Origin of the sequence: Microcystis sp. M31BS1 (assembly GCF_020245285.1) — a bacterium.
GTDB classification, from domain to species: Bacteria; Cyanobacteriota; Cyanobacteriia; order Cyanobacteriales; family Microcystaceae; genus Microcystis; species Microcystis panniformis.
Map to the genome: position 1 here is coordinate 1 of NZ_JADBVE010000225.1, position 14,409 is coordinate 14,409.

A 14,409-nucleotide genomic window follows, 5' to 3' on the forward strand; every position below is an offset into this window, starting at 1 on the left:
ACTTATTTTCTGTTGACCCTTTTCCCTGTTGGCTCTTCTCGCAAAGCTCGTCAGGATTATTATGGCAAAATTACCTTTTCTTTTATTCAGGAGTTTGAGGCTTTCACATAACAGTACTTGTCTTTGTATTGAAAAATGTGGGCTCTTCTCGACTTTGTGTGATAATTTTTGCTTATGGAATCGTGAAATGCTTATCAGGCAAGACTTTTAGTGCTATTTGGCGGAATAAACTATCAGTATAGACCTCGTTTCCACACAGAAACCAGAAGAGCCAAATGTGTCCGTCAGTCAGGAAGAACGTCTTTTCATTGTCACTGAGATCGGTCCTCGTGGTGATATTTATAAATAATACCGAATCCGACACACCGCGCCACAATCCCTCACGAAAGGCGATAGTTCGTCTGAGAAGGGGTAAAACAGGGGAAACCACCTGAGACTCCTTCCCCTGTCAATCCCTAAGCTAGGGAGAAGAATGTAAAGATTTATTAAATTGTAACTTTTGATGCTTTTTTGATGGAGATAGTGTGCATTATTCTGTTGTCTGCCTTTGGCGTTGGGTGGGGCTGTTTAAGCGGTTGATTGATATAATGACAGTGTGTTTACCAAGCAGTCAAAAATGTTGCTGAAAATCATACAAATCGGCAATTCTCAAGGAATTACAATTCCTCAAGCGATTATGGAACAGTGCGAACTCACTGATGAAGTCGAAGCGATAGTCAAAGGTAAAAAAATTATTCTGAGTGCTAAAAAGAAGGTGAGAGAGGGGTGGACTGAATTATTTGATGACGAACCGCTCGAAGCAGAGTTACAGGATTGGTTAGGAGTGGAAAACGAGTTCGAGCCAGAAAATCTATGGTAGAAAGATTTACTGTGGTTCTAGTGGAACTCGATCCGACTAGGGGTTCCGAACTGCAAAAAACCCGACCTTGTGTCATTATGAGATATGATTGATATGGTTGCCTATTAGTCTAAGTCAAATGAACATTGAACAAGTTATCATTAAAAACCTAAGAAAACTTCCCTTAGAAAAACAACAAGAAGTGTTATCCTTCACCGAATCTCTCACCTCAAGAATTTCCCTCCCTTCCCCAGATTATAGTCTCACTCCCCAGGAAAAAGCTCAAAAATGGCAGAAAGTAATCGCTAAACTTCCTAAAACAAGTGCGAATTTACCTGATGAAGCTTTACACCGTGATACTATGTATGAAGACTAATGACTCAATATTTACTGGATACTAACATTTTGCTTCGGGCGGCTGATACGTCTTCAGCAACTTATTCTCTTGCTAATAATGTAATTACTCAAATCGTCGAAACAGCTAATGAATGTGTTATTATTCCTCAAGTTTTAATTGAATTTTGGGTAGTTGCAACCCGACCCCTTGATGTTAATGGTTTAGGTTGGATTCCAGCACAAGCTACAAATTATGTCAATGATTTATTAGATAACTTTACATTAATTGCAGAAACGCTGGATATTTTTCCCCTTTGGTTTCAATTAGTCACCATCTACAACATTAAAGGAAAACGCACTCATGATATTAGGCTTCTTGCTGTCATGAAAGCTTCTAACATTACCCATTTATTAACCTTTAATCCTGATGACTTTATCCCTATTCCCAATATTACCATCGTTCATCCTCAAGATTTCATTAATTCCCAATAATTAGGCAGCAAATCCGACATATCGCGCCACAATCCCTCACGGAAGGTGATAGGTCGCCTGAGAAGGAGTAAAACAGTGGAAAACGCCTGAAATTCCTTCCTCTGTGAATCACTGTTTTATGGCGAAAGGAGAAACAGCAGTCTAGAAAAGAGTTCTGGTATTATTTATAGACATCGCTGCGAGGTTTAATAGTTGTAATGACCTATAGATTGTTATCTCTATCTTCAAAAAACAACAATCTATAAGTAGTCATGCAAAATAAATTTCCTAGTGAAGACAGGCAAGAGGCAATAGGCAAGAGGCAAAAGCTTTATCGAAATGTGTAATTAATTTTGCTTAGGTACTTACTTACCCACTCGCAATCTGGCTCTTCTGGTTTCTGTGTGTAAACGAGGTCTATACTGATAGTTTCTTCTTTCAAAATAGTCCTAAAAGTCTTGCCCAGTAAGCATTTAACCTTACATAAGCAAAAATTATCACACAAAGTCGAGAAGAGCCGCAATCTTAGTTCATCTCTTCCGTAAAGGGGTTTAATATCTAATTTTGTAGAATCCGAAATCAAAGTATCCAAAGCTTCAAGAATACGAATTTGGTCATTTTTTGGCATTCTTTCTAAGTAGCGTTCTGCTTGTCTAAGTAGAATATAATCAGCCAAGTTTATCTCCAAATAGTTTGTATTTTAATTCTGTTGAAGTGATTCCAGTATCTCGACCGGATAAATAATCTTGCCATGCTGCTTGGCTTTCAGCAAGTTCTTCGGCTGGAATGATCTCATCGTCATCTTTTGGCGCTAGGGTCGGCTTGATGATAGTTTTTAAATCCTCTAAAAGTCGCAACTTATCCGTAAGGGGAAGATTCTCTATTTGGCGGAGGATTTCATAGTAAGTTGTCATAGACCTTGATCGTATCAGATAATCCAAACACACCTCAAATAATACCACATCCAGATACTAACCAAAAATGGTAAAAACGGTGGGCTGTTCACAACCGACTTGGTTCTGCGGTTTCTTTATCGGGATTAAGAAAGGAATATAAAGATTTATTAAACTGTAACTTTTAATACAGTTGTGGGGGGGGAATGTGTATTGTTCTACTATCTGCCTTGTGTCTTGGGTTGGGTTGTTGCTTCACCTAGCTGCGAGAAGGCGATCGCACTTTTGAGGAGATACATTAATGAAAACAAGTGTAATATACATAACGGCTGTATTAACTTTATTGGGACTAACTGTGTCTCGACAAGCTAAAACATTTAACTTAAGTGAAAACAAAGACTTTTTAATAGCTCAATCTGGTCAAGTATATAAGTGTATAAATGATCATGACAGATTTTCGATAGTGCCAGGTATTCCTGGTGCGACTTTTAGTAGTATTAGTTGCCTGATCCCCGTGAAATCGGTAAAAAGATGTATGCAAAAAACTATGTTGGATAAAACTTTCCGGCGTTGTTATTTAGCCATACCACCTTTACATGGTGTTCCAGCCAATACATATTATTCCATACGTGCTGATCGTTCGGGATATCCCACATTTTTTACTATCGATTAATTTACAGGAATATCTATCCATGTATCGATTAGTGTGGGAATCTCCGATACCTCAATATTTTTGAGAACTTGTTTCATGGCTTAAGTAGGTGCATCTACATCTTTCATTGTACCTTATCTAATCATATCTACATATCTAATAGTGTTCCTCAAATTATAACTTTCCTCCTCGCTCTCGGCACTCTCGGCGCAGCTTCAACCCTGAAGCGCAAACTTAAGCCATAAAAGTCGGCTAAATTGCTTCTAAAAACACCATAAATGCCCCTTCATTTAGTCAGTTGAGGGGGTATTTTTTGTGTATTGTTTATTGTCTATTATTTAATTGTTGCTAACTAATTAACAACAAGAGCGTTTTTTGTGGTAAAATAGTTAGACTGGTGTAAATATAGTAAAAGCTAAAATGTCTGTCACCCATATTAATAATCTTCAAGACCAGATTTTGCAAAGTATTAAGACTTTACCGCTAGAAAAACAGCAACAAGTCCTTGAATTTGTCAAATCCTTACAAAGAAATTCACGTTTTCAGAAATGGGATAATATTTCAGATGCAGAAGCACAGTCGTTACAAAATGAATTTGCTCAAGAGGATATTAGCTTTTCAGAAAGTATTTTACCCGATTATTTATCTCACCTTGAACAAGAGGATAAGGAATAAATGCGAGGCGATATTTATCTAGCTGATTTGAATCCGAGTCGTGGTTCAGAACAAGCTGGTATTCGACCTGTTATTATTGTCGAATATAACAATATTGATCGCTTCACTAGCACTGTTGTTGTAATTCCATTAACCAGTAATTTACGTCGCGCACAAATCCCCGGAACAATGGTTATTCCCGCAGGACAAGGAGGTTTAAATCAGGAATCAGTAGCCTTATGTTATCAAATTGTTGTTATTGATAGACAACGACTTCAGAGACAGTTGGGGACACTTTCTTCTAGTTATTTACAGCAATTGGAAGAAGCGATGCGATACACATTAGATTTAACATAAAACCCTAATATGAATGTTTAATTAGTTTAATTTCCTTTCTGGAAAACTTGAACTTTAAGACTCCTATTACTTAGTACACTCGGCGCAGCTTCAACCCTGAAGCGTAAACTAAAACCATCCAAATCCACCGAAAAAGAAACCAGAAAAGTAGGCTAAATTGTTTCTAAAATACCATAAATGCCCCTTGATTCAGTCAATTGAATGGGGGAATTTATATCGTATTTTTATGTTATCTTGAGGGTATTTATACCGCTTTGCGGAAGGCAAAAGTCTTATAACATAAGCTTTTCATGTTCCTAATTTTTACAATCCAAATCAATCATTAATGCTACCAGTATAAAATAATTAAAAAATGAGTCCATATCCCTATAACTTTGACAACTTTACTCTTCTGGAATAAACTGATAAACCAAACGATGCTGACAGAACAAATTAAACCTTTAGCCAAGCAAAAATATCCGCTGCTGATATTGACCAACGTTCTAAACCTTTAATCACTGCTAAAGGCTCATTATTTCCTTCAGTTGCAATATGTACTTTCGGTAATCCTGTTTGAAAAACGGTGACTGACTTTGCTAAAGGATCAATCAACCAACCTAATTCTGTTCCTTGTTGTAAACAGAAAATAATCTTTTCCATCCCTAAGGTAACAGATTGTTCAGGAGACATAATTTCAATAATCCAATCTGGATAACGTAAAAATTGATCGGCCATTTCTCCATCTAGATCTCTTGGCAAATTCTCCCAACGAATCACCGCAATATCTGGCACAATTGAACGTTCTGCAAAAGTACAACGCAATTCAGGTAGAGCATAAGCTAATTTTTGAGGTTTAGTCTGTTGATTAATGGCAGAGGCTAACTCAAATTGTAAGATGCTATGTTTTCCTTTGGCCATAGGTTTTTGAGTGACAATTCCATGATAATATTCCCTAGCAGGCTTAGTTTCTGGAAGGGCAAGAAATACTTCGAGGGAAAGGGCTTGTTTATCTTCTATTGTGGTAAACATTGATTGATTTCTCCGCTCTTGAGTTGTTTTCTATTATAAGCTCCTGACTCCTGACTCTCAGGACAATTTTTGATTTTTGCCATAAGTCCAATCTAAAAATACGGGTTTTTCTTTAAGCTCTAGCACGAAAAATTTGATTAGCAGTGAGGTTTAACTCTGGAAAAACCCCTGAAATAAGACGTTGATCCTGTTTAAATAAATTACCTTGATATTCTCCATCAATTAATTGATAGATAGAAATGGTGGGTTCTTTGGGGCTGCCGATATATCGGGCCGAACCTTTGGCTAAATAATCGATAATCCAATATTCGGCAATTCCTAATTGTTCGTAGTCGTCGAATTTTTTCAGATAATCATCTCGCCAATTGGAACTGACAATTTCAATAATTAATTTAGCTGATGTTGCCAGAGAAATTGAGGAAGCAGTTTCCCAATAGGGATCATTAACTAGATTTTCTCTGTCTAAGACAATAATATCGGGTAGATAACCCGTATGAGAGCGAAGGGGTTTTACTGCCGCAGTATTGGGGATAAAATAGGGCAATTGCTGCCGATTTATCTCTAAGAATAGGGTTCCAGAAACAAATCCGCCAATTTCTTCGTGTTTTCCGATCGGTCGCATCATGGCCAATAATTTTCCTGCGATTAATTCGTATTGTTGTCCATCATCGGGATATTGATTGATATAGTCATCAAAAGTCAACAATTGGGGGATAGTTTGGGTTGTGGTCATGGCAGTTAGGGGGAAGAAGAGAGATCATTTTTCTAGATTCTAACTCGATTAACGACGTTGCCACCAAGTCAATCCAGCTAGGGTAAATCCTACTAAAGGCATTACTACCATCGCTATCCAAAAAATAGCGTTAGCTTGCAGGGGATTTAAATTAATTCTTCTATTTTCTGGTTCCTTAGCCCGGATAGATAATGTGGCTGTTTCACCACTGGCTAACCACTGCACAGAATTTAAAAATATATCTCCGTTTAACTGTTGTTCAAATAGTCCATCGCTGGCAAAGCTGGCATTACCAATCACGATTAATTTACCTTTTTTTCCCGTTAGAGCAACTCCTAAATCAAAGGGGCCCGCTAAATCTTTTTCAGGGTTAAACTGGAGATTCTGATCATTTAAATCACTCTCAGCCCACATTTTATCATTAGTAATCATTAAAGATACGGCTTCAATTCCTTCGATGGGAACGGTAGCGATGGGACGAGCAAAGGGAAAGATAGAAATACCGTTGGCAAAATCGCGAGTAATCGGATGATTACCGTAATTGGTAATAATGGGACTAGCCGGACCTAAACCGATGATTTCCCCAGCACCGGAAGCATCAATAATAATCCGATTATCTAGTTTCACACCCCAAGGGGTTAATAAGGGTTCTAATCCGGTTTCGGTTTGGGGGTCAATCATTAATAAAATTTTGCCCCCCTGCTCAAGATAGTTTTTTAAAGCGGTGACTTCCTGGGGAAATATTTTTCTTTTGGGACTGGCAATAATAATGACATCGGCATTATTGGGAATGGTGGAACGTTCCACTAGATTAAGTGGTTCTACTTGATAACCTTTTGCTTCTAAACTATTGACTGCTTGCACTAATCCACCTTGAGGTTCTTTGATGGCATTTTCTCCATGACCTTGCAGAAAATAAGCGGTTAAAGTGCGATTAGTTTTAGCGGTTTCGATGGCATTACTCAGTTTCGCTTCGGTGAGACTTTCCTGTTCACTAATAGTTTTTAGGGGTTGTTTTTTGTCACCATACTGTAGATAGACTCTAGACAGATTATCATCAGCTAGTTTTTTGAATTCCTGAGCGATATTGGGTTTTTTCTCCGGGTTAACTATCTCGTACTGAAATTGGGGATTTTTGCGTTGATAATTGGCTAAAAGTTCCTCTTCGTTGGCACTGATTCCCCGGGTTGAAAAAATCCAGACTTTGACTGGTTTTGACAGATTGGTTAATAGTCTTTCGGTTTGGGGGGATAAACTAAAGATTTGGTTTTCGGTTAAATCAACTCGATAGGGATAACGGAGAGCGAGAAAGTTAATTAAACCGATAACGCTGAGGACAATAATAGTAGTAATGAGGGTTTGAGTGCCAGTGCGGGTACTTCTTTTTTGCCAAAATTCTTTGGAAGTGATTACTAATAACAACAGCCACCCTAGAAACAGAATAGCCCCGGCAATTAATAACCCCAGAGAGAGGGATGACCACTGACCAGAGATTAACCCCACTGTTAAGCCAGCACTACCCAGAAAGAGGGCGGGTATATAGAGAAATTTACTGTATTTTTGCCAGGATATCATAGTTAGTTTCTTTGATAACGGTCCGCTTCGATCGCTTGAGTAGTTAGGAAGATTCCCAGCAGAATATAACTGAGGAGGATGACTAAACTACTACTGTCAAAAATTCCCCGCACGAAATTGTTAAAGGGTTGATACCAAGATAGATGGGAGAGCAATTCTTTCAGGAAAAATCCGATCTGTTCTCCCACTTCTCCCCCAATGCGATCTCGAAAGAAGGTTTCGGCATTGTTAGCAATTACATCCAGTATCCAGATAAATAAGATGGTGATAAAGGTGATGATGTAAGCAAGGATAGAACTATTGGTGAGGGAAGATATAAACATCCCGATGGCTAGGATGGCCGCTGCCAGTAAAATTAATCCTAGATGAGCTAGTAAAATACTGGCTATATTTACTGGGGGAACTGCGGTACTAAAAACCACTATTTCGTAAATCCAGAGGGGGGTAATCATCACGGTAAAAAAGGCCAGCACTCCCAATAATTTACCGATGGCTATACTCCAATTAGTCAGGGGAGAAGTGGCTAAAAGTTCTAGGGTTCCCTGTTTTTTTTCCTCTGCGTATAATCCCATAGACAGAGCCGGCAAAATAACCAACAATAAGGAGGATAAAATAATGCCGATGAAAGTGGTCATAAATTCAGACACCGTATCTCTGGCTACCAGAAATCCCGATTGTTCTTGGATACCAATATCGAGAATAATGCCGTAGAGAAGGGAGTTAAAGAAAAATCCCGCTACTAACCAAAATATCCCCATAATGATATAGGCATTGGCGGCGGTAAAATAGCTTTGAAATTCCTTGCGAAAAATCGCCCAGATATTATTGATCATTTCTCTCCTCTTGCTGGTTACTTTCCCCGCTGCCGATTACTTCCAGAAAGATGTCTTCTAGGGTTTTACGCGTGCGACGCATTTCTAATAGGTTATAACCATTGTTGACAACTATTCTAGCAAGTTCTGCCCCTAGGTTTGTCCCCGCTTGACCAACAATTTTGAGCAGGTTATCGCCGACTTTTGCCCCTTGCTCGACTTGCGGCATTTGTTGAAGGATTTCTAACAGGGAATCCCTATCACCTTCGATCTCAATTTCATAACTGGAACCAGCAGGGGTAGCGGTAGTAATATTATTGGCTACGATGCGACCCCGATTAATAATTGTCGCTCGATCGCAGGTAATACTCACTTCTGGTAAAATATGAGTGGAGAGAATAATTGTATGTTCTCCCGCTAAACTTTTAATTAGATTTCTCACCTCGATAATCTGTTTCGGATCCAATCCTACTGTCGGTTCATCTAAAATAATTACCGGTGGATCGTGTACGATCGCTTGGGCAATTCCCACACGCTGTTTATAACCTTTGGATAACTTGCGGATAATAACTTTTCTTTTTTCTAGTAACTGACATTTACCTAAAACTAAATCTACCCGCGCTTTTCTATCCCCCGATGAGATGCCTTTAATCCGTGCCACAAAATCAAGAAAACTTTCCACGGTCATCTCTGGATACAAGGGGGGATTTTCAGGAAGATAACCAATGCGACGACGCACTTCTAAGGATTGTTGATGCACATCGTATCCTGCTATCCTTGCCGTTCCTGTTGTGGCAGGAATATAACCAGATAAAATCCTCATAGTCGTGGTTTTTCCCGCTCCATTCGGTCCCAAGAAACCGAGTATTTCTCCTTTTTCTACGGTAAAATCCACGTCACTAATTGCCGTGGTCGAACCATAAATTTTACTCAGATGTTCCACTTCAATCATAAGCTTTATCAGTTATCAGTTATCAGTTACCAGTTACCAGTTATTAGTTACCAGTTATCAGATGGGAGTTATCAGTTATCAGTTATCAGTTATCAGTTACCAGATGGGAGTTATCAGATAGGAGTTTTCAGTCTGTTAAGTGACCAGTTCGGGGCTTTCTTTTCAATGATTACTAATTACTACTCACTGATAACTGATTTTTCCCAGACTATGATCCCGATTAATTTCTACCACTAGATGCGCTTGTTTGAGCAGGGGTGGGAGAAATAATTGCGGATGTAAACTTTTCCAAAAATACTTGACAAATTCCTCGATTTCTGATGGGTTCATACCTCCTTTTGTTTCGGCTGCCTGTCGCCATTGTAAACTGTAACGGTAGTCAAGGGGATAAAGAATCAGTAAGCGATCGATTTTTGACCAGAGGGGTAGATATTCTCGTAATCTTTGATTATTATCCCTGGCGAATTGTCGGTCTTCTTCGCTATTAATCGGATCGGGGGCATGATCAAAGACTGTTTCTTCTATTGGATTCATGCCCACAAACCAACCCTCGAAAAAAAGAATATCAACTCCCTCCACTTGTTCCGCTGCAATTCTATCTCCTTGTCCTTGATGCAGGGACTTGTCAAAACGCGGTATTAAAATCGGACTTTCTTGCTGACAAACCTGTTCTAAAACTTTAATTCCTAATGCTATATCATGAGTACCCGGTGGACCACGCCAGCGCAATCTTTCATCCTTTTGACGCAATTTTATTCGCTCATTATAGGTCTTATAAATATCATCTAAAGAGAGATTATTTACTTTTAAATCAAAATAGGCTAAAATAATCGACATTATGGATGTTAGGGTTGTCTTCCCCGTGCCTTGGGGAGCCAAAATGCCTTGAATCAACGGTTTTGCGTGGCTGCGTAGCTCTAGCGCCCAAGGAATCCAGAAGCACCAACAGCTGATCAAAATCTGATTTGGCTGATTTATCCCTAACTCCTGACATTTTTGCCAGACTCGCGGCCAGAGAATCGTTAATAGTTCCGCCCTTTCCTGTAGGATGAGAGGGTTAGTCTCCCTAAAATTTAAGGATTCGATCGCTAGTAATTCTGCTAAATCCGCCTCAGTTAAGGGATTTTTGTCGATTAATCCCCGTAAAATCGTCAAAATCTTCATGGCTGTTATATCAGAATTAGCAAAAAAACTGTCCCAATGATTCAGGAGTAATTCTCTAGGGTTAGCCACCCATACCAGTGGATTAATCCCGCTCAAGATTTTTTTGAGAGTGTTTTTTAGGGTTATTTGCCCAAAAATGAAGGGTTTGCAGGCAGGCACGGATTCCCATTATATATATAAGCATATGTCAAGTTCCCTTTTCAGTCAAGGGGCTTGGCCAAAAATCTCTAGCTTTGTCTCCAGTTTCCCAATCGGTTAGACTAAGAATTATTAACATTACTTAACAAAACACCAGATGAATACAGCTGCTCTGACGATAAAGCAAAATTGGCAATGGCAAGGACATTCGATACACTATGTGCAAGCGGGTACTAGAGTCGCGGGAAAACCCCCTTTACTATTAGTCCACGGTTTTGGCGCTTCCACCGACCATTGGCGAAAAAATCTGCAAGGTTTAGCCTCAGAATGGGAAGTATGGGCGATCGATCTGTTAGGATTCGGTAGATCAGCTAAACCAGATCTTGTCTATAGTGGCAGTCTTTGGCAGCAACAATTAAATGATTTTATCAAGGAAGTTGTGGCGCAACCGACGGTTTTAGCGGGTAATTCTTTGGGGGGTTACGCTTCTCTCTGCGTGGCTGCTAATCACTCTGAGAATGTTCGGGGATTAATTCTCCTCAATAGTGCCGGTCCCTTTAGCGATACAGAAAGCAATCGTCAGCCTAATTTAGCACAAAAATTACTGCGATCGATCTTGCTGCAACCCTGGGCCAGTTATCTCTTATTTCTCTATACCCGTCAACCCAAAACTATCCGCAAAACCCTAGAGAAAGTATATCTCGATCGCAGTGCCATTACTGAGCAGTTAATAGAAGATATCCGTCGTCCTTCCCTGGATGCGGGAGCAGCCAAAGTTTTTGCTTCTGTGTTTAAATCTCCCCGGGGGGAAAATGTCGATATTCTCCTGCAAAAGTTAAGTTGTCCCCTGTTGATGTTATGGGGTGAGGGGGACCCTTGGATGAATACTAGGGAACGCGGGGCCAAATTCCGTCAATACTATCCTTCTCTGACAGAATATTATCTAACTGCCGGTCATTGTCCCCACGATGAAATTCCCACAGAGGTTAACCAGTTGATTAGTGATTGGGTGAAAAGCTTATAGGTAGTTAGGGATCGGTTATCAGGTTTTTTTTTGACGCTTATTTGACCTGAAAAAAGAGGGTCTGTAGGAAGGCACGGATTCCCATTCTATATATAAATATCTGTCAAGTGCGGGGATTTGTCAAGGGTTTTTTTGAAAAAATCTGCTGGAATTTGACTGGTAAGCTGTTGACTATCTAAATTACTCGTTAAGACTGCACTGGACTTGGGAGCAGGGAGAAGGAGTTTGAGCATTTGTACTCAAACATCCAATACGCAATTTAAATTCAGTACAGCTTAGGGAAGACATTAGCCGGTATTGGTAGAGAAGCAAATGAATGAGCAATTGTAGGAGATAACTATCTACTTGATGTCTCTGTTGGTTCCCCAATCTAATACATCTGTCTGTCTTTGTCGCAGTTGTTTGGCCGTTTCTTCTAACCAACCAAGATAGTCTTGTTTGTATAAGTCTTTAGTAGTGGTCAGGTATTAGGTTTTTATTTTTTTGACGCTTATTTGACCTGAAAAAAGAGGGTCTGTAGGAAGGCAGGGATTCCCATTATATATATAAGTATCTGTCAAGTGCGGGGATTTGTCAAGGGTTTTTCTGAAAAAATCTGCTGGAATTTCAGGGGAGAAAATCGGAATCGAGGATTTGTTCAGGACTATAGGGACAGCTTTCGGCAAAGATAGCGGCCGGTAATTGGCTTTTTTGTCGGACTCGCTTCACTGCTTTGGGGTAAATAACGGCGATTCTGGTTAAAAAATAGTTATAAAGGGTTTTCGACTCCAATAAAAGTTCTAATTCCACCCGAAAGTTACCGATTTCGTCCTGCCATCCCCGCGCACATCTTTCTCGTTCCTCCGGCCAGTATTGATAGAGAAGCAGATGAATGAGTAATTGTAGGAGATAACTATCTACTTTATGTCTCTGTTCATTCCCCAATGCTTCGATTTCTTCTCCGAGATGTTCCCAATCTAATACATCTGTCTGTCTTTGTCGCAGTTGTTTGGCCGTTTCTTCTAACCAAGCAGGATAGTCTTGTTCGTATAAGTCTTTAGTTGTCATAACCTATCCTCTTTAGCACTGGTCAGGTATTAGGTTTTTATTTTTTTGACGCTTATCTAACCTAAAAAAAGAGGGTTCGCAGGCAGGCACGGATTCCCATTCTATATATAAGTATCTGTCAAGTGGGGGGATTTGTCAAGGGTTTTTTTGGGGAAATCTGCTGGAATTTGACTGGTAGGATAAGAGATTGTTTCACCTTTGCCTGTGAGCTACAATAAGCAGATGAGCAACAGGATAGGATTACAGGAGTTTTAACAATGCGGTTACTACGGGTTCAAGTTCCTGACTTTCGAGTGTTAAAGAATATTGATCTTAGTTTCGAGAAAGACTTTTTTCCTCAAATATTCCCTATCGGTAGTCAAAATGGCGGTGGCAAAAGTACCCTTCTACAATTGATTTTTATCTTGCTTCATTGTTCTGGTGATCCAGAAAAGATAGAATATGTGGTAAATGTACTCCATCGATGTCAACTAGAAGATGAGTTAGAGCAGAAAACCCTGGCTATGTTTGAAATTCTAACCGACAATCGGGAAGAAGTGAAACTAGATTTTTTTATTTGCAGATATGCTTATATAAAAGACTTGGTATCTGATCTTGACGGTCAATTAGTATATCATTTTGGGGATGTTTATATAATAAAAGGCTGTGTATCTGATATTGACGGTCAATTCGTATATCTTTGTCGAGCCAATAACCAGAAGAATGAAGAGATATTTTTGTTGTGTAAATTTAGTCAAACCACCCAAGAAGAATTTCAATTATTCATGAAAGAATTATCTTCAAAAATATTTTTAGCCGCACCTTCAGCGCAAGTTTTTATCTTTTTACCCAAAGCTACTAACAAGAGTCTTTTTCAGATAAATCAAGGGAATCCAGACTCTAGTAACTATTATTTAGCCATGACAGATGTTAAAGAGAAACTTAGCAACTTATTTACCTACGATTTTCTGCCAGTTGAGCTATTAATTAATTACTTTATCATGGCTCGTGATCAAGATTTTGCTCAAGCTATAGAAACGGGTAAATATGGAAATAACTATCAACTAATACGGCAAAACTTAAACTCAATTTTTCGGATAAAGAAATTAATTTAGATAAAGATATATCGGGGATTACCTTTAAATTCAAAGGGGACACAAACGGAGAATAATTATATCCAGAGGATTTGAGTCATGGGGAACTGAAGCGATTAAGTATCTATCTGTGGCTAAAGTATCGTAGGATAAAAGATGCGATTGTCTTGATGGATGAAATTGAGATTGCTCTCCATCCCGACTGGCAATATAGAATTATTGAGGACTTGCAGGAATGGGAACCTAGCAATCAATATATCTTAGCCACTCATTCCTATGAACTCTGTCAAGCTTTAACTCCCGCTCATGTTAAAGAGATAGAACCAAAACCATTGAAATAAAGATGGAGAAACTAACCCATGAGTCTTAAGGAAACGGAACTTTTAGAACATTGTCAATTTGGTAATGATTCGGTAGTAGTGGCGTAGCCCTCTTGCTTACCTGGTATGAATTGTGTAAAATATTTATTAATAAAAATAATTGGAACCCGATCAGTCTTTAAACCTCTAGCTTGATTATGACTTTTCTGATAAATATCTTTTTCTGGCTCCTGTCTGGTTTACTGAAATATCAGTCTAGCACCGAACAAAGTACCCCCCCTAGTTCACCTCTATTCCCCTGTCAAGCGTTGTGGTTCTCACCATAGGAACAAGAATGGTTCTATTCCTAAGGGAAAACCCAA

General features: G+C 39.2%; 18 protein-coding genes and 4 pseudogenes. 12 read left to right on the forward strand and 10 right to left on the reverse strand.

The genetic code is table 11. The annotated features are described in order from the left end of the window. The first annotated feature begins 616 nt into the window (after positions 1-616). From IM509_RS13275 to IM509_RS13290, 4 genes are read left to right on the forward strand one after another with little or no spacing between them, the layout of a single operon-like run. On the forward strand, positions 617-859 hold the full coding sequence (locus IM509_RS13275; protein ID WP_072926785.1) for an AbrB/MazE/SpoVT family DNA-binding domain-containing protein: 243 nt from the start codon (positions 617-619) through the stop codon (positions 857-859). Further along, entirely contained in the window at positions 853-951 is a 99-nt protein-coding gene (locus tag IM509_RS13280; protein WP_128575298.1) for a type II toxin-antitoxin system PemK/MazF family toxin, read from the forward strand. The genes IM509_RS13275 and IM509_RS13280 overlap by 7 nt, the downstream gene beginning before the upstream one ends. 26 nt (positions 952-977) lie before the next feature. After that, entirely contained in the window at positions 978-1,214 is a 237-nt protein-coding gene (locus IM509_RS13285) for a hypothetical protein (protein WP_008202209.1), read from the forward strand. Then, on the forward strand, positions 1,214-1,666 hold the full coding sequence (locus IM509_RS13290; RefSeq protein WP_185237455.1) for a type II toxin-antitoxin system VapC family toxin: 453 nt from the start codon (positions 1,214-1,216) through the stop codon (positions 1,664-1,666). Before IM509_RS13285 ends, IM509_RS13290 begins: the two co-directional genes overlap by 1 nt. A gap of 493 nt (positions 1,667-2,159) precedes the next feature. On the opposite strand, the pseudogene IM509_RS24115 reads toward IM509_RS13290, so the two are convergent. Both IM509_RS24115 and IM509_RS13295 read right to left on the reverse strand, forming a co-directional pair. Further along, positions 2,160-2,321: pseudogene (locus tag IM509_RS24115) on the reverse strand (type II toxin-antitoxin system RelE family toxin); the annotation flags it as partial. After that, positions 2,314-2,559 (reverse strand): hypothetical protein, encoded by a 246-nt coding sequence (locus IM509_RS13295; RefSeq protein WP_185237454.1) that lies wholly within the window; start codon positions 2,557-2,559, stop codon positions 2,314-2,316. The pseudogene IM509_RS24115 and the gene IM509_RS13295, both read right to left, overlap by 8 nt. A 280-nt stretch (positions 2,560-2,839) precedes the next feature. Between IM509_RS13295 and IM509_RS13300 the strand changes: the two genes are divergently transcribed. The 4 genes and pseudogenes from IM509_RS13300 to IM509_RS13315 form a co-directional block, all read left to right on the forward strand. Beyond that, entirely contained in the window at positions 2,840-3,211 is a 372-nt protein-coding gene (locus IM509_RS13300) for a hypothetical protein (RefSeq protein WP_170863933.1), read from the forward strand. A gap of 399 nt (positions 3,212-3,610) precedes the next feature. After that, positions 3,611-3,865: a hypothetical protein gene (locus IM509_RS13305; RefSeq protein ID WP_002734916.1), complete on the forward strand. Its 255-nt coding sequence runs from the start codon at positions 3,611-3,613 to the stop codon at positions 3,863-3,865. Continuing rightward, positions 3,866-4,201: a type II toxin-antitoxin system PemK/MazF family toxin gene (locus IM509_RS13310; protein ID WP_052278029.1), complete on the forward strand. Its 336-nt coding sequence runs from the start codon at positions 3,866-3,868 to the stop codon at positions 4,199-4,201. Positions 4,202-4,252: 51 nt separating this feature from the next. Continuing rightward, positions 4,253-4,357 (forward strand): annotated as a pseudogene (locus tag IM509_RS13315) (PEP-CTERM sorting domain-containing protein); the annotation flags it as partial. A gap of 276 nt (positions 4,358-4,633) precedes the next feature. On the opposite strand, the gene IM509_RS13320 reads toward IM509_RS13315, so the two are convergent. The 6 genes from IM509_RS13320 to IM509_RS13345 form a co-directional block, all read right to left on the reverse strand. Continuing rightward, positions 4,634-5,209, reverse strand: a complete 576-nt coding sequence (locus IM509_RS13320; protein ID WP_072926783.1) for a Uma2 family endonuclease — start codon at positions 5,207-5,209, stop codon at positions 4,634-4,636. 112 nt (positions 5,210-5,321) lie between these two features. Beyond that, positions 5,322-5,942: a Uma2 family endonuclease gene (locus IM509_RS13325; protein WP_004161535.1), complete on the reverse strand. Its 621-nt coding sequence runs from the start codon at positions 5,940-5,942 to the stop codon at positions 5,322-5,324. 48 nt (positions 5,943-5,990) lie between these two features. Beyond that, a complete protein-coding gene (locus IM509_RS13330) occupies positions 5,991-7,517 on the reverse strand; it encodes a GldG family protein (protein WP_072926781.1) in 1,527 nt (508 codons plus the stop codon). Between the two features lie 2 nt (positions 7,518-7,519). After that, entirely contained in the window at positions 7,520-8,350 is an 831-nt protein-coding gene (locus IM509_RS13335) for an ABC transporter permease (RefSeq protein ID WP_002757415.1), read from the reverse strand. Next, positions 8,340-9,281 carry an ABC transporter ATP-binding protein gene (locus IM509_RS13340; protein WP_052278030.1) on the reverse strand — a complete coding sequence of 314 codons (942 nt, stop codon included), beginning with the start codon at positions 9,279-9,281 and terminating at the stop codon, positions 8,340-8,342. The genes IM509_RS13335 and IM509_RS13340 overlap by 11 nt, the downstream gene beginning before the upstream one ends. Before the next feature lie 183 nt (positions 9,282-9,464). After that, positions 9,465-10,445 carry an ABC transporter ATP-binding protein gene (locus IM509_RS13345; protein WP_043995759.1) on the reverse strand — a complete coding sequence of 327 codons (981 nt, stop codon included), beginning with the start codon at positions 10,443-10,445 and terminating at the stop codon, positions 9,465-9,467. Positions 10,446-10,740: 295 nt separating this feature from the next. Between IM509_RS13345 and IM509_RS13350 the strand changes: the two genes are divergently transcribed. Further along, positions 10,741-11,607: an alpha/beta fold hydrolase gene (locus IM509_RS13350; RefSeq protein ID WP_052278031.1), complete on the forward strand. Its 867-nt coding sequence runs from the start codon at positions 10,741-10,743 to the stop codon at positions 11,605-11,607. Between the two features lie 294 nt (positions 11,608-11,901). Here the strand turns inward: IM509_RS13350 and IM509_RS24120 are convergent. Both IM509_RS24120 and IM509_RS13355 read right to left on the reverse strand, forming a co-directional pair. Further along, positions 11,902-12,071 (reverse strand): annotated as a pseudogene (locus IM509_RS24120) (DUF29 family protein); the annotation flags it as partial. Positions 12,072-12,213: 142 nt separating this feature from the next. Continuing rightward, entirely contained in the window at positions 12,214-12,654 is a 441-nt protein-coding gene (locus tag IM509_RS13355) for a DUF29 domain-containing protein (RefSeq protein WP_002790561.1), read from the reverse strand. A 257-nt stretch (positions 12,655-12,911) separates the two neighbouring features. Here IM509_RS13355 and IM509_RS13360 point away from each other — a divergent pair, with 257 nt between their 5' ends. The 3 genes and pseudogenes from IM509_RS13360 to IM509_RS13370 form a co-directional block, all read left to right on the forward strand. Continuing rightward, positions 12,912-13,748: an ATP-binding cassette domain-containing protein gene (locus tag IM509_RS13360; RefSeq protein ID WP_004161530.1), complete on the forward strand. Its 837-nt coding sequence runs from the start codon at positions 12,912-12,914 to the stop codon at positions 13,746-13,748. A 71-nt stretch (positions 13,749-13,819) separates the two neighbouring features. Continuing rightward, a complete protein-coding gene (locus IM509_RS13365) occupies positions 13,820-14,068 on the forward strand; it encodes an AAA family ATPase (protein ID WP_260441284.1) in 249 nt (82 codons plus the stop codon). A 176-nt stretch (positions 14,069-14,244) separates the two neighbouring features. Beyond that, positions 14,245-14,409: pseudogene (locus IM509_RS13370) on the forward strand (ISNCY family transposase); the annotation flags it as partial.